General features: G+C 70.3%; 23 protein-coding genes. 3 read left to right on the forward strand and 20 right to left on the reverse strand.

Annotation, left to right across the window (positions count from 1 at the left end; genetic code table 11):
* Positions 1 to 321: 321 nt before the first annotated feature.
* The 15 genes from ABZT02_RS25415 to ABZT02_RS25485 form a co-directional block, all read right to left on the reverse strand.
* Positions 322 to 624: a hypothetical protein gene (locus ABZT02_RS25415; RefSeq protein ID WP_356021009.1), complete on the reverse strand. Its 303-nt coding sequence runs from the start codon at positions 622 to 624 to the stop codon at positions 322 to 324.
* Positions 625 to 829: 205 nt separating this feature from the next.
* Complete coding sequence (locus ABZT02_RS25420; protein ID WP_356021011.1) at positions 830 to 1,462, reverse strand: OmpA family protein; 633 nt, start codon at positions 1,460 to 1,462, stop codon at positions 830 to 832.
* A gap of 8 nt (positions 1,463 to 1,470) precedes the next feature.
* Entirely contained in the window at positions 1,471 to 2,046 is a 576-nt protein-coding gene (locus tag ABZT02_RS25425; RefSeq protein WP_356021013.1) for a hypothetical protein, read from the reverse strand.
* Between the two features lie 32 nt (positions 2,047 to 2,078).
* On the reverse strand, positions 2,079 to 2,678 hold the full coding sequence (locus ABZT02_RS25430; RefSeq protein WP_356021216.1) for a pilus assembly protein TadG-related protein: 600 nt from the start codon (positions 2,676 to 2,678) through the stop codon (positions 2,079 to 2,081).
* On the reverse strand, positions 2,675 to 2,836 hold the full coding sequence (locus tag ABZT02_RS25435; RefSeq protein ID WP_356021015.1) for a Flp family type IVb pilin: 162 nt from the start codon (positions 2,834 to 2,836) through the stop codon (positions 2,675 to 2,677). Before ABZT02_RS25435 ends, ABZT02_RS25430 begins: the two co-directional genes overlap by 4 nt.
* Before the next feature lie 112 nt (positions 2,837 to 2,948).
* A complete protein-coding gene (locus ABZT02_RS25440; RefSeq protein ID WP_356021017.1) occupies positions 2,949 to 3,743 on the reverse strand; it encodes a response regulator transcription factor in 795 nt (264 codons plus the stop codon).
* A 29-nt stretch (positions 3,744 to 3,772) separates the two neighbouring features.
* Positions 3,773 to 5,062 (reverse strand): histidine kinase, encoded by a 1,290-nt coding sequence (locus tag ABZT02_RS25445; protein WP_356021019.1) that lies wholly within the window; start codon positions 5,060 to 5,062, stop codon positions 3,773 to 3,775.
* A gap of 15 nt (positions 5,063 to 5,077) precedes the next feature.
* Positions 5,078 to 5,965, reverse strand: coding sequence for a DUF5936 domain-containing protein (locus ABZT02_RS25450; protein WP_356021218.1), 888 nt, complete (start codon positions 5,963 to 5,965; stop codon positions 5,078 to 5,080).
* Between the two features lie 15 nt (positions 5,966 to 5,980).
* Positions 5,981 to 6,925: a type II secretion system F family protein gene (locus ABZT02_RS25455; RefSeq protein WP_356021021.1), complete on the reverse strand. Its 945-nt coding sequence runs from the start codon at positions 6,923 to 6,925 to the stop codon at positions 5,981 to 5,983.
* Positions 6,926 to 6,945: 20 nt separating this feature from the next.
* On the reverse strand, positions 6,946 to 8,283 hold the full coding sequence (locus ABZT02_RS25460) for a CpaF family protein (protein WP_356021023.1): 1,338 nt from the start codon (positions 8,281 to 8,283) through the stop codon (positions 6,946 to 6,948).
* Between the two features lie 12 nt (positions 8,284 to 8,295).
* A complete protein-coding gene (locus ABZT02_RS25465; RefSeq protein WP_356021026.1) occupies positions 8,296 to 8,658 on the reverse strand; it encodes a TadE/TadG family type IV pilus assembly protein in 363 nt (120 codons plus the stop codon).
* Between the two features lies 1 nt (position 8,659).
* Positions 8,660 to 9,040: a TadE/TadG family type IV pilus assembly protein gene (locus tag ABZT02_RS25470; protein WP_356021028.1), complete on the reverse strand. Its 381-nt coding sequence runs from the start codon at positions 9,038 to 9,040 to the stop codon at positions 8,660 to 8,662.
* A complete protein-coding gene (locus ABZT02_RS25475) occupies positions 9,037 to 10,287 on the reverse strand; it encodes an AAA family ATPase (protein ID WP_356021031.1) in 1,251 nt (416 codons plus the stop codon). Before ABZT02_RS25475 ends, ABZT02_RS25470 begins: the two co-directional genes overlap by 4 nt.
* 9 nt (positions 10,288 to 10,296) lie before the next feature.
* Positions 10,297 to 11,004, reverse strand: a complete 708-nt coding sequence (gene cpaB, locus ABZT02_RS25480) for a Flp pilus assembly protein CpaB (protein ID WP_356021033.1) — start codon at positions 11,002 to 11,004, stop codon at positions 10,297 to 10,299.
* 64 nt (positions 11,005 to 11,068) lie between these two features.
* Positions 11,069 to 11,959: a hypothetical protein gene (locus tag ABZT02_RS25485; protein ID WP_356021036.1), complete on the reverse strand. Its 891-nt coding sequence runs from the start codon at positions 11,957 to 11,959 to the stop codon at positions 11,069 to 11,071.
* A gap of 256 nt (positions 11,960 to 12,215) precedes the next feature.
* Between ABZT02_RS25485 and ABZT02_RS25490 the strand changes: the two genes are divergently transcribed.
* A complete protein-coding gene (locus tag ABZT02_RS25490; protein ID WP_356021038.1) occupies positions 12,216 to 13,916 on the forward strand; it encodes a glycoside hydrolase family 18 protein in 1,701 nt (566 codons plus the stop codon).
* Positions 13,917 to 13,923: 7 nt separating this feature from the next.
* Here the strand turns inward: ABZT02_RS25490 and ABZT02_RS25495 are convergent, their stop codons facing one another.
* Positions 13,924 to 14,235 (reverse strand): hypothetical protein, encoded by a 312-nt coding sequence (locus ABZT02_RS25495; RefSeq protein ID WP_356021040.1) that lies wholly within the window; start codon positions 14,233 to 14,235, stop codon positions 13,924 to 13,926.
* 2 nt (positions 14,236 to 14,237) lie between these two features.
* Entirely contained in the window at positions 14,238 to 14,669 is a 432-nt protein-coding gene (locus tag ABZT02_RS25500) for a hypothetical protein (RefSeq protein ID WP_356021043.1), read from the reverse strand.
* 122 nt (positions 14,670 to 14,791) lie between these two features.
* Between ABZT02_RS25500 and ABZT02_RS25505 the strand changes: the two genes are divergently transcribed.
* Positions 14,792 to 15,298 (forward strand): SigE family RNA polymerase sigma factor, encoded by a 507-nt coding sequence (locus ABZT02_RS25505; protein ID WP_356021045.1) that lies wholly within the window; start codon positions 14,792 to 14,794, stop codon positions 15,296 to 15,298.
* A 65-nt stretch (positions 15,299 to 15,363) separates the two neighbouring features.
* On the forward strand, positions 15,364 to 16,614 hold the full coding sequence (locus tag ABZT02_RS25510; protein WP_356021048.1) for a hypothetical protein: 1,251 nt from the start codon (positions 15,364 to 15,366) through the stop codon (positions 16,612 to 16,614).
* Here ABZT02_RS25510 and ABZT02_RS25515 read toward each other — a convergent pair.
* From ABZT02_RS25515 to ABZT02_RS25525, 3 genes are all read right to left on the reverse strand, one after another.
* Complete coding sequence (locus ABZT02_RS25515; RefSeq protein ID WP_356021050.1) at positions 16,611 to 17,927, reverse strand: Nramp family divalent metal transporter; 1,317 nt, start codon at positions 17,925 to 17,927, stop codon at positions 16,611 to 16,613. The two genes, ABZT02_RS25510 and ABZT02_RS25515, sit on opposite strands and share 4 nt — an antisense overlap.
* Before the next feature lie 57 nt (positions 17,928 to 17,984).
* Positions 17,985 to 18,407 carry an ATP-binding protein gene (locus ABZT02_RS25520; RefSeq protein WP_356021221.1) on the reverse strand — a complete coding sequence of 141 codons (423 nt, stop codon included), beginning with the start codon at positions 18,405 to 18,407 and terminating at the stop codon, positions 17,985 to 17,987.
* 147 nt (positions 18,408 to 18,554) lie between these two features.
* On the reverse strand, positions 18,555 to 19,445 hold the full coding sequence (locus ABZT02_RS25525; RefSeq protein WP_356021053.1) for an MEDS domain-containing protein: 891 nt from the start codon (positions 19,443 to 19,445) through the stop codon (positions 18,555 to 18,557).
* Positions 19,446 to 19,470 lie beyond the last annotated feature (25 nt).

The raw sequence follows: 19,470 nt of genomic DNA on the forward strand, positions 1-19,470 counted from the left end.
ACGCCGGCGGGGTCGCCTCGCCGATCGGCTCCCTTGCCGGGGTGGCGCCGAACCGTCGATCCAGAGCAGGCAGCGCGCCTTCGGGCAGCGCATCGAGAGACTTGCACTGCGTCGGCAGAATGACCACCCGGGCTGCCTGCACGGCGATTCCGACGCCGGTGCCCACGATGCCGGACGCCCACGCGCCATTGCTGTTTCCTGCCAGCGGTCGGCGGCCGCTTTGAGTTTGCTGAGGTTGAGGTGGTACAGCTGCTCGTACGTGGGCATGGCTGCCTGGGTCCCCGTGGTGTGGTGATCGCGATGGGTGGTGGCGGGTCCGGCTCAGCCGAACGGCGACGACTCCCCGGACAGGGACCGCATCGTCTGAGTGTTCGTCGTCTCGGTGCTCTGGTAGAGCAGACCCGAGCCGCCGCACTGGCGGGAGAGGCCGTCGCACTTGGACGCGAGTGCGGAGACCTGACTCGACCAGGTCTCCGCCAGGCCGCTGAGCGCTCCGCCGAGACCGCCGTCCCAGTGGCCACCGCCGAAGTCCTTGGACGCCGAGCGGGTCTCGTCCACCGGGTGGGCGCCCTTCGTCCGCGTCCGCCCCGCCATGTCCTGCGCGCCGGTGCCCGCACGGTTCAAAGCCGCCGGATCCTCAATGTCCGTTCCGCCAGACATGTCCTGCCCCCGTGTCGGCTTCCGCTCCTCAAAGGGCGGAAGTCGTCGATAGATGAACCGAATTCATCTGCGATGCGTCAGCAAAATATCATCGCGACGCGCGGACTCCCTTGGGAGTTGACTGGGCGGATCGAGAAAGACCCGCTGGTCAACCCTCGAACGCCCCGGGTCAGTTCTCCCCCCGCGGGAACGACACCTCCACCCGGCGGTTCTTCTTGCGGCCCGCTTCCGTCGCGTTGGAGGCGATGGGGTAGTCCTCGGAGTAGCCGCGGACCTCGTAGGTGATGCCCGAGTCCTTCAACTCCTGGTCCAGGACGTCCTGTACGGCGTTGGCGCGCTGGCGGGAGAGGGTGCGGCCATGGGCGTAGCTGCCGAGGTTGTCGGTGAAGCCGAAGACGCGGATCCGGGTGGCGTTCTGGTTCTTGATCTCCGCCGCGATCGCGGAGATACGGGCCTTCGCCTCGCCGTTCAGCTTCGCGCTGTCCTTGCCGAACAGGACCTCCGCCTGGAGGGCGAACTTCACGTCTGCGTTGGTGTCTTCACGCCGTTCGTCCCCGCTCTGGTCCTCCACGACCTGCTTGATGTCCAGGACCTTCGGTTCGGCGAGGGTGGCCCCCTCCGGGAGCTTCAGGTCCGGGTCGTTGGGGTCCACCTCGACGGGGGCGGTGGCGGAGGGTTCGGTGCCCGGGGGGACGCTGGGGCCGCCGTCGTCGGCCTGGGCCGGAGTGAGGGTCAGCGCGGCCATGAGCGAGGCGACCGTGATGGCCAGGGCCAGGCGGGGTGGGGTTCGGGTGGCGGTCATGGTGGGCGTCATCCGGAGATCTGGATGGTGGCGGAGGCGAAGGTGGGGAGTTGGAAGGTGACGTCGGAGGTGTTGGTCGGGGGGGCCGGGAACTGCATGAACACCGGGATGGACCCGCCCGCCTCGATCCTCGGCATGCCCGTCGTCGTCAGAGGTCGGCCGTCCGTGTCGCGCAGGACGTAGTAGCGCTTCTTGGACTTGGAGTCCACCAGGGTCGCTCCGCCCAGCGACGAGCCGTGCCTGATGATCTCGGTCTCGTCACCCGCTGTCCGCACCGAGACGCGAGCCGCCTTGTCGCCGTCGTTCTTCATCTCGCCGCTCACCGTGAGGAAGCCCCCGGAGTCCCGTTGCGCGGAGGCGATCAGGAGGACCAGTCCGTCCTCACCCTTGAGTTCGGCGATGGGCTCGTCCGTGCCCTCCTGCGTGCTCGCGCCCGAACCACCGCTCTTGGAAGCGGAGGCGGACGCTTCCGGCTTCTTGTCGTCGCCTCCGCCGCCGCAGCCGGCCACGCCGACGGCCAGACCGGCCGCGATCGCCAGCGCGACCATCCCCCTGCGGGCCTTCGCCGTGAACCGAATGCTCATCACTGCGTCCTTCACCACTTGTTGTTCGTTTGTCAGTCGGCCAGGTGAACGTCGAAGAGATCCTCGGGCTTCGGTAGATCCTTGAGGTGCCTCGGGTCCAGAGTCCACTTACGTTCGTCGCACGTGAGTACCGGCAGCACGTCCGCGTCGGCGTCCACTCCCGGTGGTTCGAAGTCGCAGACCGCTTCGATGACGGCAGTGGCCTGCTGTACCGACCTCTTGTCCTCGGTGCCCGGGACGATGGAATCGCCGACGGTCTTGTTGGTCGTTGCCTCGACCTTGTAGCCCGGAAGCGTCCCTGTCAGTGCAGCGCAGTCAACCGTGGCGTCGTTCTGCGCGGCCAGTTGGTCCGCCCGTGCGCAGCCGTCGAACGGCACCCCGAGGCCGTTGAAGATGGCCCGCCACTTCGTGGGATCGAGTACGTTCTTCACCCACTCGTCCCTGAGTTGGTCCCGGGTGTCCAGAGCTGCCGCCAGTGCCGCCGCGTCGGCCGCCGTCTGGGCGCCGTTCCGGTTGGCCCCGGCCTGGCCGACCGCCAGGAAGGCGAACGCGAGAAAGAGCAGGCCCGCCACCACCGTGATGTAGATGGGGAAAGCCTGCCCTGCGTCGTCGTGCCGAGGGGTCCGCGTCAGGCGCCGATGACCTCGTCGATCTTGTCCACGATCGCGTCGTAGATCGCCTGGCCGATGTCCGTCCCCGTGATCGCCAGCACGATCGCCACCACCACCGCGATGATGCCCAGATACTCGACCGCGGTCTGACCCTTGTCGTCGTGGAACCGGTTGCTCATCGTGTGACCCTTCGGTGTCGCCGCCATCGACAACCGGAACGTAGACCCGCGGATCCCGTTCGGCGCAGGGCCCCTGGGCCCAAATCCGGGCCCAACCTCGCATCGGCACGGCTCACCCCACCCCTCGGCCCGAACTCGGTGCCGTGCCCAGCCACTTCGCGGCGGCCTCCGAGCGGCTCGTGCTGTGGAGCTTGGCGAAGATGCGGTTGATGTGGTTCTTGACCGTCTTCTCGCTGATGAAGCAGGCGGCGGCGATCTGCTGGTTGGTCATGCCGGATGCGATGAGGTCCATGATCTCCGCCTCCCTCGCGCTGAGTTGGAAACGCGACCTGTCCGATGACGACTGTGCCACAGATGATTGCAGTTGCGAAAGCCCTTTGAGGGGAATTGGCTTTGCGGGTAGGGGGACATGGGGATCAGTGTGTGCATTCGCATCGCGTAGGTGGGTCAGCAGGGCGCCCGCCGCCGTGGGCGTGAGGTGGGTGCGGCCCCGCGCGGTGTCCCGTACGGCCGCGGCGAGCTGGTCCGCCGTGAACTCGCCGTGGACGAGATAGCCGTCGGCTCCCCTGCGCAGCGCCTCCTGGACGGTCTCCGGTTCCCCGCTGTACGTCAGCATCAGCACCGGGGCGATCGGCACGAGGTACGGCAGCGCCGCGATGCCGTCCACGCCCGGCATCCGGACGTCCAGCAGGACCACGTCCGGGCGGTGCCGGCGCGCGGCCTCGTACGCGTCGCGGCCGTCCGCCGCCTCCGCCACGACCGTGATGTCCGGGCGGCCCGAGAGGAGGGCGGTGAGGCCCGCTCGGACCACCGGGTTGTCGTCGGCGACGACGATGCGGACGGGGGTGGCCGGGGCCGTCGGGAACAGCGCGATCGGCGGGGTGGGGTGCTGGGGGTCGTCCGGCATGTCATGGCCTCCTCTCGTGGGGTGGGGGGTCATCGGTTCGACTTCGGGGAGGGCAGGGGCAGTTGCAGGAGCACTTTCGTGCCCTTGGCGTCCGCGCCCTCGCCGATGTGGATACGGGCGCCCACCGACTCGGCGCGTTCCACCATGCCGACCAGGCCGAAGTGACCGGAGCGGCGGAGTGCGTCGAGGGTGGTGTCCGGGGGGAGCCCGCGGCCGTCGTCCTGGACGCTGATGCTGAGCAGTTCGTGGTCGGGGTCGATGTCCGCCGTGACGTCGATGCGGGTGGCTTCGGCGTGACGGTGGGCGTTCTCCATCGCCTCCTCGGTGATGGTGAGGAGCTGGCGGGCCACGGGGTGCGGGACGGCGAGGGCGGGATGGGGGCCGCTGGGGGCCCGGTACGTCGTGGGGAGTGTGGTGCGGGCGCCGAAGTTCCTTGTGCGGGTGGACAGTTCTTCGAGTACGTCCGTCGAGGGGGCCGGGTCACGGCGCAGGTCGGTGAGGAGTTCGCGGGACTCCGTCGCCGCTCGGCGGGCCGCCCGGGCCACGAGTTCGGCCTGCTGTCTGAGCACGGCCGGGTCCGGGGCGGGGGCTGCCGCGGAGGTGGCCAGACCCTCGGCCGCCAGGGCCACGCCGTGGAGGGTCTTCGCCACCGAGTCGTGCATCTCCCTTGCCAGGCGCGCTCGTTCCTCGCTGATCGCCTCCGTCACCGCCAGGCGGGCCTTCATCGCGGTGAGGGCGTGGGTCGCGGTGCCGAAGCGGAGCAGGAGGTTGCGCAGGGTGGAGCCGACCGCGCCCGTGATCACGCAGAAGCCGGGGAGGAGCAGGATGTCGGCGGGGGTGGTGTTCGGGTGCGGGAGGGCTGTCTGGGCCAGCAGGAGGATCAGGGACTGGAGGGACGCGAAGACCGCGGCGCCTCGCCAGCTGTAGGCGATGCCGGCGAGGAGGGGGGTGCAGACACTGACGTAGGCGAGTGTGGTGTCGGGGCCCGCGGAGATCAGCAGGAGGCTGGCGAAGAGGGTGTCCGCGGCGAGCAGGGAGGGGTGGCGCAGGAGGAGGGGGCCGAAGCGCTCCCAGTCCCTGAACAGGGCGTAGGAGACCATGAAGGTGACGACCACCGCGGCGCCGACGAGGCGGGTGCCGAGGCCGGGGTGGGCGTTGAGGAGGGCGGCGGGGGCGGCCAGGGCGATCATCGCCAGGCGGAAGCCGAAGACCTGGCGGCACATGGCCTGGAGGGCGTTGACCTGGAGGTCCAGGGCGGGGACGTGGGGGTGCGCGTCAACTGTGTTCCCGCCGATATCACCCGTACCACTCTCAGTCATGGACACCCCCACCCCCTACTTCCCCGTGATCGAGCCGAAGTCGGTGCCCGAGCCGAGGAGCAACCCCGCGGCCAGCAGAAGCATCGTGGCCGGGACCATGAAGGTGGTGATCATCATGGTGGCCTTGGGGACCGCGCGGGCGGCCTTGCGGCGGGCGTTCTGGGCGTCCGTGCGGCGCATGTCCTTGGCCAGGGAGACCAGGGTGTCCACGATGGGCGCGCCCAGTTCCTCGCCCTGCTGGAGCGCCGTCACGAACATCGCGACCTGTTCGGAGTCGTTGCGGCGCCGCAGCTCCGCGAAGGCCTGGCGGCGGCTCATGCCCAGGTCCATCTGGCGGAGCGTGATGCGCAGTTCGTCGGCCCAGGGGCCCTCGTACTTGGAGGCCACCCGGTCCAGTGCCTGGCGGAAGCCCAGGCCCGCGCTCACCACCACCGCCAGCACGTCCAGGAAGTCGGGGAGCGTGCGCTCGATGACGTCCTTCCGGACCCGGATCGCCGACCAGATGCCGACCTCCGTCCAGAACGCCCCGAAGGCCAGCAGCAGCAGGGCGACCAGGATCTGGCCGCGGAGGAGGAAGACCAGGAAACCGAGGGCGCCCAGGAAGCCGTACACCGCCCTGCGGGCCGCGTAGCGGTTGATCGTCAGGCCGCCCGGGTTGCCCGCCAGGTCGATCTTGCGGCGGTACTTCGCCACCTGTTTGGGGCCCATCAGGCGAAGGACCGCGGGCGCGTACCGCATGCCCATACGGTCGATCAGCGAGTCCACCGCGCCGGTGCGGGTCGAGCCGACCTCCAGTGCCAGCACCAGGTCGCTCGGCAGTTTCACCTCCGCCCGGTACATGCGGATGCCGGCGAAGACGCCCCACACACTCACGGCCATCAGCAGGGCCAGCCCGAAAGCGATCACAGCCGCCCCTCCTCAGACGTCGATCCGTGACAGACGGCGGATCAGTATGAATCCCACCGCGTAGAGGGCGAACGCGATGATCACCGCCCCCTGGCCCAGCGGTGAGCCCGTCATCCGCTCCAGGGCGCCGTCCTTCACGCCGTTCATGAGGAACAGCGACCCGATGCCCAGGACCGGGACCGCGTACGACGTCATGTTGACCTGGGAGAGCTGGGTGCGGACCTCGCGCCGCGTCTCCTTGCGCTCCTCCAGCGTCTCGGTCAGGTTGCGCAGCGCGCTGACCACTTGACCGCCCGCCCGGCTGGACAGCACGAGGGTCGTCACCAGGACCACCAACTCCCGCGACGGCAGCCGCTTCGCCATCTCGTCGAGCGCGTCCTCCATCGCCACACCCACCGCCAACTGGTTGGCCACGTTGGCCAGTTCCTCCCCGGCCGGGGCCTCCAGCTCCTCCGCCGCCATGCCGATCGCGGTGCGCAGGGCGAGGCCGGCGTGGGTGGCGTTGGCCAGGATGCGGGCCAGTTCCGGGAGTTGGTTGATGAACTTCTCGATGCGCTTCTGCCGCTGCCAGTTGAGGAACTGCACCGCCGCCCAGACGCCCGCGAGTCCGGCCAGCGGGCCGAAGAAGGGTGCCAGGGTCGCCTGGCCGATCAGCCACAGGCCACCGACGAGCCCGATCATCGCGGCGAAGAACTCGCCCGGCGTCACGTCGAGACCCGTCGCCGCCAGCCGCAGTTCCAGCTCCCGGCCGAGCCGGGTGCGGCGCAGCCGGCGGTCCAGGTCCCGGAAGTGCCGGCGACGGCCGGTGTACGGCACCTGGCCCGCGGCCGACAGCCGGTCGACCAGTGCCGCCCGCTGGGCCCGTCCCCTGGCGTAGAAGTGGACGCCCACGACGGCGACCGCGCACGTCAGGAGCGTGGCGCCGATGGTGAGCGTGACTAGGGTCTGGAGGTCCATGAGGGTGGGTCCTACCTGTCCTACCTGGCTTCTCGGATGGCCAACTGGGCCGCGGACTGGGCCACCCCGAAGGCCTGGGGGGTGGGCTGGCTCGCCATGTAGAGGCGGTCGACGGTACGGCGTGGCAGCGGGAAGTACTCGAACCGGCCGTAGATCCGCCCGTCCGCCGCCATGGGCTGGGCGTCGAAGCGGGCCACGGTCGCCAGGCGGTACGCCTCGCTGCCGTGGCTCTCGAGGAGGGCGATCTCGGTGATGCGGCGGGCGCCGTCGGCGAACCGGGTGAGCTGGATGATCACGTCGACCGCGCTGTTGATCTGGTCGTGCAGCGCCTCGAAGGGGATCTCCACCTCCGACATCGAGGCCAGGGTCTTCAGCCGCATCAGCGCGTCCTCCGCGCTGTTGGCGTGGACGGTGGCGAGGGAGCCGTCGTGGCCCGTCGACATCGCCTGGAGCATGTCGAGGGACTCGCCGCCGCGGACCTCGCCGACCACGATCCGGTCGGGGCGCATGCGCAGGGAGTTGCGGACCAGGTCGCGGATGGTGACCCGGCCCTGGCCTTCCACGTTCGGCGGCCGCGCCTCCAGCCGGACCACGTGCCGTTGCTGGAGCTGGAGTTCGGCGGAGTCCTCGATGGTGATGATCCGGTCGCCCTCCGGGATGAGCCCGGACAGGGCGTTGAGCAGGGTCGTCTTCCCGGTGCCCGTCGCGCCCGACACGATGATGTTGAAGCGCGCCTGCACCAGGCCCGCCAGCAGGTACAGCATGTTCTCGTCGAGCGAGCCGAAACCGACCAGTTCCTGCAACGTGTAGGAGCGGGGGAAGCGGCGGATCGTGAGGATCGCGCCGGTCAGGGAGAGCGGCGGGATGATGACGTTGACGCGCTCGCCGGAGGGGAGGCGTGCGTCGACCATCGGGTTCGTCTCGTCCACGCGCCGGTTGACCGTGGAGACTATGCGCTCGATGGTCTGCATCAGCTGGTCGTGGGACGGGAAGCGCAGCGGCAACTGCTCGACGCGGCCGCCGCGTTCGACGAAGATCGAGTCCGGTCCGTTGACCATGATCTCGGTGATGGAGGCGTCTTCGAGCAGCGGCTCCAGGATGCCGAGGCCGAGCGCCTCGTCGACCACCCGCCGGATCAGCTGGGAGCGTTCCACGGTCGACAGGACCGGACCCTCACGGCTGATGATGTGTCCGAGCACCCGCTCAAGGCGGGCCCGGCGCTCGGCGGCCGCCAGCGAGCTCATCTCCGCGAGGTCGATCTCCTCGAGGAGCTTGGCCCGGTAGGAGGAGACCAGGTGGCCGTCCTCGCCCCGGCTGCCGTTCTCCTCGGGGGTGTTGATGCGGGACCGCAGGCTCATGGGGTACCTCGTTCAGTGGTCGAGCGGCATGGTGGCGGTCTTGACGGCGGGGTCGAAGCTCCAGCCGGGGACGATCGACGGGATCTGGACGGTGGCGGTGACGGTGACCGAGTCGCCGCCCCCGCCCTCGGCGCAGTCGACGGACAGCCAGTCGCTGATCGCGTTCACACAGCCGTCCTGCGCGCTCAGGTCCAGCGAGGCCGCCCGCGCCCCGGCCCTGGCCGCCGTACCGGCCTGCTGGGCGGTGTACGCGATGAGCCCGATCTGGACGCCGGCCATGGCGACGAGGATCAGGATCGGGATGAAGCCCAGGTATTCGAGGGCCACCTGGCCACCGTCACGCCGACGGTCGTGGTCTTTCGGGGAGTACGACATCTCAGTCCCTGTCCTCCTCCACCGCGCCCGCGTGTCCGTCGACCTGGAAGGGGAAGGCGATCGAGCCCGGGAACAGGACGGGGACGTCGAGGTGGACGTCGGCCGTGACATAGCCGCCGCCGGTGCTGCAGCTGACCTGGCCGCTCCAGGCGCCGGGCAGCTTGTCCAGTCCCGCCTGTTCGCACGCGGCCTCCCGCTCCCCCGGCGCCGCCGCCGTCGCGGCCCGTACCGCCTCGTCCGCAGCATTCCCCGCGAGCGTGAAGGTGTACCCCAGCAGCACGAACTGCCACAGCAGCACCAGCGTGATGAGGATCAGCGGGGTCATCCCGAGGAACTCGATGGTGACCTGGCCCTCATCGCGGCGGAGCACCCGGGTGCTCATCTCCCCAGCTCCCTGCGCCGCCGGAAGGCCAACGCCCCCCGCTCCCGCCCCCCGTTGCGATGGGAGTTCGCCTCGGTGCCCTTGACCAGGCCCAGTTCACCGGCGAGCCCCCACAGGGCCTGCTTGACCGTGCCCTTGGCGTCGAGTTCGTGGACCCGGCCCGCGTCCACCGCGCCCTGGAGCTCCTTGAAGTTGGCGGGGATCACGGTCGCCGCGACCCCCGTGCCGGTGATCTTCTGGATGAGCCCGGGCTGGATCTCCGTACCGCGGCTGTGGCGGTTGACGACGACGGTGGTCTCCTCGGCCTTGCGGACCTGGAGCCGGTCCCACATGCGCACCGCGCGCTTGGCGCCGCGTACGGCGACCACGTCCGGGGTGGTGACCAGCAGGGCCGTGTCGGCCATCTCCACGATCGCCGCGCCGGCCCCGCTGAGCTGTGCCCCGCAGTCGACGACGACGACCTCGTAGCGGGAGCGCAGGGCGGAGACGATCTGGCGGGCGGCGCGCTCGGTGACCTCCTCGCCGCGTTCGCCCTCCCCGGGGGCGAGCAGCAGCGCGAGGCCGGTGTCGTGCGGGAAGACGGCGTCGGCGAGGACGCGCGGGGAGATGTCGGTGATGGTGGCGAGGTCGGCGACCGAGCGGCGGAACTGGACATCCAGGTAGGAGGCGACGTCGCCGGTCTGGAGGTCCATGTCGAGCAGGGCGGTGGGGCGGCCGGAGGCCTGGGCGGCGAGGGCGAGCTGGATGGCGGTCGTGGTGGCGCCGACGCCGCCCTTGGCGCCGCTGACCGTGACGACGGTGCCGCCGACACCGGTGAACACGTCGGTGGTGGCGCCCAGGTGGCGTCGTACGCCCACCGACCACTGGGCGACGGCCTGCACGCGGGTGGCGAGTTCCTCGTAGCCGAGCGGGAGGGAGATGAGGCCGCGGGCGCCGTAGTCCATGGCGGCCTGGAAGAGGCCGGGGCTGACGTCGGAGGTGACGAGGATGACGCCGACGGCCGGGAAGCGGAGGGCGACCTCACGGATCAGCTCGAGGGCCGGGACGGGACCGATGCGCTCGTGGACGACCACGACCTCGGGCAGCTCGTCGATCGACTCGGAGGCCAGGCGCGCGAGGGTGTCGATGAGCTGGGTGGAGTCGGTGACCGGGGCGACGGGCTCGGCGTCCGGCAGCTGGCTGAGCAGCGTGGTGAGGGAGCGGACCGCGTCCGCGTCGCCGACTGCCGGGAGGATCCTCGTGGGCATGGCGGCCTCTCACTTGTCCTTCGCGAGTTCGTACGTGCGGTCCTGCTCCGGGATGGTGCCGGTCTCGCCCGGTGCCACCAGGGCGAGCCGGACGCGCTTGGCGAAGGACTCGGCGTACGTGATGCGCTGGGCGTCGAGGGCGGAGAGCGCGAAGGTGATGGGGACGGCGTCGGTGGCCTGGCGGGTGCGGCTGTCGGCGTCGGGTTCCAGAGCGGTGATCTTCCCGACGTCGAGGACCCGCGCGTTCGTCACGATGACCTTGGACTGGTCGGGGTCGCCCTCGCGCTGCCCCTCGAAGGTGGCGTAGACGTTGACCGCGGAGCCTGCCGTGATCTTGCCGGCGACGCCGGTCGCCGCGTCGATCATGATGGCGACCTCCTGCTGCCCGGGCTGCAGGGCGGGCTGGTCGACGATCATGTCGCTCTGCAGCAGGGAGCCCTTCTGGAGGGTCGTCACGGCGATCTTGTCGCGGATGGCCGCGAGGTCGGTGACCGCGTTCGCGGAGAGCCAGCGCTTGGGCATCTCGGTCTTCTCGAACTGCGCCGCGGTGAGCCGGGTGTAGGGCTCGATGTCCTTCTTGACCTCGTACGCCGTGACCTCGGGGCCGACCTTGGACTTCACGTCGTCGATGACGGAGAGCACGCCGGCGAAGGCCGCGAGGGCGCCCAGGACCGACAGGAGCAGGATTATCACGCCGCGGCGCTGACGGGAGTTCATGAACCGTGGACCTCGTTGGGGGCTCGGTCGAGCGGAATCGGGGACGGGGGCGATCCGGTACGGCTCACCCGGCGGGCAGTTGGTGCTGATACTGCTGGTGCTGCTGAGGAACGGTCGTCGTCGGTGCGGTGGCCGAACAGAAGACGCAGCGGTCTCCGATGACGTCGATACCGCACCAGTGACAGACGTTCTGCCGTACCGAGGTGACCAGTTGGTAAAGGACGGACAGGTCGGGCAGGAAGGTGCAGAACTCGATCAGCTTGCCGGTGCCCCACCACTGGGCGGACTCGGCGGGCAGCGGAGCCTCCCGCAGTCCCTGGATCCGCCAGGACCTGGCGAGGGCCCCGGAAACCCAGTCGGACTGGAGCTGGCCACGGGCGACCAGCATCGAGGTGGCGAACTCCGGGCCGGCGAGCGCGGCGTCCGGGGCGATCCTGACGAGCTGCGGCTGGGGGTGGGCGAGCACGGCGAACTGGCTGCCCGGCACCCATGACTTGGCGTGCGACTTGAGCCCGACGGGGACCCGGTCGAGCTTGGCCACCGAGCCGAGGAGCGCGCCCGCGTGGAGGTAGTGGGTGAGCAGCCGGCCCGCCGAGGCGAGGACGCCGGGGCTGAGGTCGCAGGAGGCGAGCTGTCTCAACTGGCGGGCGAGGACGGCGAGTCCCAGGGGTGGCAGTTCGGGCTGGAACAGGGCGATCCGGTCGCTCTCCAGGAGGGACCGCACGGTACGCAGCCGCTGGTCCACCGCCGGGGGCACGGCACGGGAGTACGCGACGATCACATGGCCGTGCTGGTCGATCAGCGTCTGGAGGGCGGCGAGCGAATGGTCGAGCGGCTGCCGGTCGAGGCCGTCGAGCACGACGGCGGGCAGGGTCCGCTCGTCCTGCGCCGGCAGCGCCATGTCGGCGCCGGTCACTGCGATGGCAGTTGGCACGCGCAGCTCCCCGTATCCCATGGCCGTGGGCCCGACGGATCACTCCGGCGCACCCGGTCGACTTCACTGCGTGACTACCTGAGCACTGTAACCACGGGTCTATGGCCGGAGAACAGCGATTCTGTGACTTCCTGGCCGACGTGAGGGATCAAAAGCGGGTGATTCCTGCCCAGATGGGGCGCACTTGCCACGTGCGCGGGCCGCAGAAAGGCCTGTTGTGCATTCATCCTCGACGCCGACCTTGACAGCGGGATTGGTCTGGACCAACTCTCTTGTCATGCCCATACTCAGCAGAAAACCGGCGCGGTTCCGGACCGCGGCCCTCACCGCGGCCCTCGCCCTGGGCGGCGCCCTCGGTGTCGCGGGACCGGCGTCCGCCGCGGACGTCAACAACGCCAAGAACGCCGGCTTCGAGTCCGGCCTGACCAACTGGACCTGTTCGGCGAGCAGCGGTACGACCGTCTCCTCCCCCGTGCACGGCGGCTCGGCCGCACTGAAGGCGACGCCGGCCGGGCAGGACAACGCGCGCTGCACCCAGACCGTGGCCGTGAAGCCGAACGCGACGTACACGCTGAGCGCGTGGGTGCAGGGCGGCTACGCCTACCTGGGCGCGACCGGCACCGGCACGACGGACGTGTCGACCTGGACCCCGGACTCCGCCTCCTGGAAGCAGCTGACGACCACCTTCACCACGGGCGCCTCGACGACCTCGGTGACGGTGTACACGCACGGCTGGTACGGACAGACCGCGTACTTCGCCGACGACGTGTCGGTGTACGGCCCGGACGGGGGCGGCGGGGGCGATCCCGCTCCTACGGTCCCGGGAGCGCCGACCGGTCTCGCGGTCTCCGGCACGTCCTCCTCGTCCGTCTCCCTCGCCTGGAACACGGTGTCGGGCGCGACGGGCTACAACGTCTACCGCAACGGTACGAAGGTCACGGCGGTGACCGGGACGTCGGCGACCGTGACGGGGCTGGCCGCGTCGACGTCGTACAGCTTCCAGGTCACGGCGGTGAACTCGGCGGGCGAGTCCGTGAAGTCGGGCGCGGTGACGGGGACTACGGGCGCGTCGACGGGCAACGGAGGCGGCGCGCTGCCGAAGCACGCGGTCACCGGGTACTGGCAGAACTTCAACAACGGGGCCACGGTCCAGAAGCTGTCGGCCGTGCAGTCGCAGTACGACATCATCGCGGTCGCCTTCGCGGACGCCACGACGACTCCGGGCGCCGTGACCTTCAACCTGGACTCGGCCGGGCTCGGCGGGTACACGGTCGACCAGTTCAAGGCGGACATCAAGGCGAAGCAGGCGGCCGGCAAGAAGGTCGTCGTCTCCGTGGGCGGCCAGAACGGCACGGTCTCGGTGAGCGACCCGACGTCGGCGGCGAACTTCGCGAACTCGGTGTACGCGCTGATGCAGACGTACGGCTTCGACGGCGTCGACATCGATCTGGAGAACGGCCTCAACGCGACCTACATGTCACAGGCGTTGCGATCGCTGTCGGCAAAGGCGGGGGCGGGCCTGATCCTCACGATGGCACCGCAGACGATCGACATGCAGTCGACGTCCAACGCCTACTTCCGGACCGCGCTGAACGTGAAGGACATCCTCACCGTCGTCAACATGCAGTACTACAACAGCGGTTCGATGCTGGGCTGCGACGGCAAGGTGTACTCCCAGGGTTCGGTGGACTTCCTGACCGCGCTGGCCTGCATCCAGTTGGAGGGCGGACTGGCCCCGTCCCAGGTGGGGCTGGGTCTGCCGGCGTCCACGAGCGGGGCGGGCAGCGGCTATGTCCCGCCCTCCGTGGTGAACAGCGCGCTGGACTGCCTGACGAAGGGCACGAGTTGCGGCTCCTTCAAGCCGGCGAAGACCTACCCCGACCTCCGCGGCGCGATGACCTGGTCGACGAACTGGGACGCGGCGGCGGGCAACGCCTGGTCCAGCACGGTGGGACCGCACGTGCACGGGTTGCCGTAGCCGTGGGTCAGGGCGCGACCGGGTTGTCGCCCTGGATGACCTGCATGACCTGCCGTCCCGCCTCCCCGATCGTCGGGCTCAGCTCATGCACGCCGGTGCCCTGGAGCGTCACCAGGCCGGAGTGCACGGGGTCGATCGCGTGGTCCGGACGGCCGTAACGCACGATGCTCGTCACCGTCAGATCGATCGGCGCCCGCGTGTCGCGAACCAGCGAGAAGCGGGCGCCGAGGCGGACGGGGCCCCGGAGGCAGCGCACGACCACGGTCGCCTCCGTCGCCCCGGTGCCGCGCACCTCGTGGATCTGCAGTTCGGCGTCCACGCTCACACCAGGGGCCGGTAGTACCCCAGCACCGGTGCCAGCCGGGCGAACCACTGGCCCAGCGTGTCCCGGCCCTTGGCGTCGACCACGCACTCGTAGAAGCGGCCGTCGGGGTGGACGACGGCCATCATCAGGGTCTTGCCGTTGGGGCCCGCCTTGTAGTGGACGCTGCGGACCTCGTGCCAGGGGAACTCGGCGGTCTGGCCGTGGGACTCGAAGGCGACGCCCGCCGAGTCGACGACGATGGAGTTGTGGCGGTCCACGGCCATGAACTCCGGGCCCTCGGGGGGCGGGGGCGGCGGCGGGTAGCCGTGGCCGTACTGCGCGGGCGGCGGCCCGAAGCCCGGCGGGGGCGCGGTCGGGGGAGCCATGGGCGGAGGAGGGGGCGGGGGCTGGTCGCCGTAGGGCGGGCCCGGCGGTGGCGGGGTGGTCATCGGCATCCGTCCCCTCGCGTCGCGGACTGTTTCCAGGTCATGTGAAACATTCTCCCCACCCCACAGCGTCAGAGAAGTGAGGACCTCTTCCACGGCCGGGCGCACAGCACCAGGGGGAACACATGAGACAGGCCCGCGCGGACGAGTACGCGGAGTTCGCCGCTGCCCGGGCCGGACATCTGTACCGGTCGGCGTGTCTGCTGACCGCGGGTGACACTCATCTCGCGGAGGACCTGGTGCAGGAGGCGCTCGGGCGGATCTACGTCCGCTGGAGCCGGATATCCCTCGTCGGCAACCCCGCGGCGTACGCGCAGACCGTCCTGGTCCGGGTGTTCCTGACCCATCAGCGCCGCCGCAGCAGCAAGGAGCGCGCGACCGACGTCCTGCCGGAGGTGGCCGCCGCCGGTGTCGACACGCCCCTGCGGCTGACGCTGCTCGACGCCCTCGCGCGGCTGCCCGCCAAGGACCGGGCCGTGGTCGTCCTGCGCTACTGGGAGGACCGCTCCATCGAGGAGACCGCCGGTGTCCTGAACGCCAGCGCGGCAGCCGTCCGCACGCGCTGCACCCGAGCCCTCAAGCAGCTGCGTGGGCTCCTCGGCGAGGACATCGGCGCCTACGCCCGTCCCTGACCGGCGCCCTGACTTTCCCTTTCGTCCAACCAACCGACCGACCGACCCGGAACGGTGGCTGCCCCATGTTCGCAGACCAGCACAACGACCCCTTCGAGGAGCGGCTCGCCGCCGCCCTGCACGAGACGGGCGGCGGCTTCGACACCGACCGCACGGCCCTCGCCGCGCGCGGCGCGGTGCGGGGCCGGCGCAAGCGGTTCGTGCGGCGGGCCGCCGTCGCCGGGGGCACCGCGAGCGTCGTGCTCGCTTGCGTGGGCGGGGCGCTGGTCCTGCGGCCGGACGGTACGGCGACCGAGGCCGTGCCGTCGTCCGTGACGGCCTCCGCCAAGCCGAAGCCGAAGCCGAGCGCCACGGCCACGCCCGCGACCGACGAGCAGATGATCGAGACCCTCAAGAGCCTGTTGCCCCAGGGCGACTTCAGCGAGGAGCGCGGGCAGGGCACCGAGCCGACCAACGACCTGAAGGTGCCCGCGCCGTCCGCCGGGCTCGTCTTCGACGACGGCGACGGCGCCGCGGCCATCGGGGTCAGCGTGGGCCGGGTGCAGCCGGGCGGTACGCAGGCCCGGCAGGCGGCCCAGTGCCCGGACCGGGTGTACATCCCGTACGACGCCTGCAAAACGAGTCGGCTCGCCGACGGCTCCGTGGTCACCGTGCTCCAGGGGTACGAGTATCCCGACCGCCGGGTGGACACCAAGCTCTGGTCCGCCGAGCTGGTCACCCCGACCGGGCAGCACATCACCGTGAGCGAGTGGAACGCGGCCGCCGAGAAGGACAAGCCCGTCACCCGGACCGATCCTCCGCTGAGCCCGGCTCAGTTGACGCGGCTGGCGGCGGCGAAGGAGTGGCGCACCGTGGCGAACGCCCTGCCCGATCCCCTCCCCGAGCCGGAGGTCCCCGGCTCCGACCTGCACGCCCGCACCAACCTGCTGGCCCTGCTGCCGAAGGGGCTGAAGGTGACCGACAAGAGCAGCGACGACGGCGACTTCGCCTACGCCGTGGTCGACGACGGCAAGGGCAAAAGCATGGTCCAGGTCAATGTGCAGCCCGACATGCTGGACGTGGCCGACGACCTCTTCGACTCGAGCTCCGAGACCCTTCCCGACGGCACCCGGGTCGCCGTCAAGCAGGGCCCCGGGGACAGGAGCGACCAGATCATGTGGACCGTCGACACCATGCGCGCCGACGGCAGGCGCGTGGTGATCAGCGCCTTCAACGCCGGCACCCAGAACGAGCCCGCGACCCGCGAGACCCCCGCGCTGACCATCGCCCAGATGCGGGCGATGGCACTCGACGCCCGGTGGTGGAGCGGCAGTTAGAAGAACTCCGACCACGGCTGGTCCCAGATCTGCTTCACGCACAGGACCAGGAACAGCAGGCCCGCGATCGCCAGCATGGCGTTGCTCAGATGGCCGTTGCGCCACTGCGCGGGCGTGCGGGAGGTGTTCAGCAGCCACATCAGCGTGCCGGCCAGGAAGGGGAGGAAGGCCGCGCCGAGGACGCCGTAGATGATGACCAGGCGGAAGGGCTGGCCCTGGAAGAGGAGGACCATCGGCGGGAAGGTCAGCCAGAGCAGATACGCGCGGAAGGGCCAGGAGCGCTCGCGCGAGCCGGACGCGACCTGCTGACCGGAGGCCCCCGCACCCTCACGGTCGCGGTACCGCGCCACGAAGTCCGCGAACATCAGGCTCACCCCGTGCCAGACGCCGATCAGCGAGGTGAACGACGTGGCGAAGAAACCGATGAGGAAGAACTTGGCGGTCGCCGAGCCGTATTCGTCCTCCAGGATGTCGCTCAGCTGGATGAGCCCCTTGTCGCCGCTCGCGATCGCCACGTTGGCGGAGTGCAGCATCTCCGCGCCGACGAAGAGCATGGCGACGACGAAGATGCCGGTGGTGATGTAGGCGACCCGGTTGTCGAGGCGCATCACCTTCATCCAGCCGGTGTTGGTCCATCCCTTGGCGTTGACCCAGTAGCCGTACGCCGCGAGCGTGATCGTGCCGCCGACGCCGCCGATCAGGCCCAGGGTGTTGAGGATCGAGTCCTTCTCGTCGGGCAGGACGGGGAGCAGGCCCGCGAAGGCGTCGCCCAGGTTCGGGGTGACCCTGATCGCCAAATACACCGTCACCACGAACATGACGCCCACGAGGACCGTCATGACCTTCTCGAAGACCTCGTACTTGTTGAACCAGACGAAGACCAGGCCGACCAGGCCGCAGGCGATGGCCCACCATTCGAGGTCCATCACGTCCGGGAACAGCGCCTGGAGCGGGAGCGCGCTGGACGACATCGCCGCCGCGCCGTACACGAAGCCCCAGATCACCACGTAGACGGCGAAGAACCAGGTGGTCCAGCGGCCCAGGCTCGCCCAGCCGTCGAACAGGGTGCTGCCGGTGGACAGATGCCAGCGGCCCGCCGCCTCCGCGAGGGAGATCTTGACGAGGCAGCCGATCACCGCGGCCCACAGCAGGGTGTAGCCGAAGTTGCTGCCCGCGATGAGCGTGGCGACCAGGTCGCCGGCGCCGACGCCGGTCGCTGCGACGACGATCCCCGGGCCGATGTACCGCCAACTGGACTTGCGCGGTACGGAGTTCGTCTCACCGGTCACTGTGTTGTCCGTGGTGTCCGCCATGAAGGTCAAGAAACCCTAAAGATCGCGGCCCGGCAAGAGGGCGTGCGGTGAAGGAAGTCAGAGCTCGCCGGGGAGGCGTCCACCGCAGCCGCCGGCCCCGCAGGTGCCCAGTTCGAACCAGACCGTCTTACCGGCCCCGTCCTGGTGACAGCCCCAGCGCAGGGCGAGCGCCGCCACCAGGAACATCCCGCGGCCGCTCTCCGCGACCCCGGCGTCCAGCACCTGCGGGGTGTGGCGGCCGGAGTCGGCGACCTCGCAGCGCAGCACGCCGTGCGCGGCGGACAGGGTGAGCGTGAAGCGGCCGGCCGAGTGCAGGAGGGCGTTGGTGGCCAGTTCGCTGACGAGGAGTTCGGCGGTGTCCACCAGGTCGTCCCGTTCCGCGAGCCCCCACCCCTCCAACTGCTTGCGCACCTCGGCGCGGGCCTCGCGGACGGCGGACGGGCGGGGGTCGTACTCGACACTCAAGTGACCTGCTCCCATGGGGGGTTGGGGATAGGCGGCGTATCGAGGGTCGGGGTCCGGGAGGTGGCCCCCGGAGAGTTGCAGCATGGTCTCAGGGTGGCCCCTGCGGGGTCGGGGCACACGGGGAGTACTACCTGATTCCATACCTGCACCACACCTGTACGGCTACGCGTACCGCAGTCGTACGGTCGCCCCGTCCTGGTGGTCGCGTACGTCGACGTACGCACACACCTGACGCGCGTACCAGAGTCCCTGTCCGGGCTCCAGGTCGGTGGTGTCCGGCGGGACGAACCCGGCGAGGGGGTCGTCCACGCGCCGCTGCGCGCGCAGTTCGCAGACGCAGTGCGTGTCCTGGCCCCACAGCAGCGCGGTACCGCTCCGCTGTCCCACGGCCTCCGCCGCCTCGGCGACGGCCGTCGCGAACAGCTCCGCGTCGGCGGGCGGCAGACCACGGGCCTGCGCTTTGAGCCGTACGGCGTCGGCGGTCAGGTCGGTGAGGAGTTCCGCGTCCGCCGGGGGCGGCGCGAGGGGTACGGCGTCCAGCTCGGCGGCGAGGCGTACGGGGTCCTCGTACACGCCCGTGCCGGGGTGGGCCCTGCGGACCGCGTCGATGATCGCGGGGCCCGCGGTGCGGAGGTCGTAGGCGCACAGGGCGGTGGTGGCGAGCGGCGCGAAGAGGAGGTTGGCGAGGGCTTCGTAACGGATCCACTCGGTGGTCTCGCGCGGGGTGCTGCCGGCCCTGCCGTTCCAGACGGGCTCCATGAGCAGGTGGATACGGCCCCCGGGCCCGGCGTGCGCCGCGAGGTAGCCGGCTCCCTGCGCGACAGCGTTGGCGGCGGAGCCGGTGTACCAGTCGGTGTGGTCGATGAGGGTGACGCGCTCGGCGTCCGCGCCGAGGGTGTCCCGGAGCAGGGCGAGGTTGTGGGGGGAGGCGATGGCCGCGGGCGGGGGTTCCTCAGGGGCGTCGAGGGCTTCCGTGAGGAAGGGGAGGGCGGCGGCGAGGAATTCCTCGTCGGTGCCGTAGGCGGCCATGCGGTGGTCGAAGGCGGTGGTCATGGAGGGTCCTTCGGTGGGGTGGATG

The sequence above is a fragment of the Streptomyces sp. NPDC005402 genome (assembly GCF_040606575.1).
GTDB lineage: Bacteria > Actinomycetota > Actinomycetes > Streptomycetales > Streptomycetaceae > Streptomyces.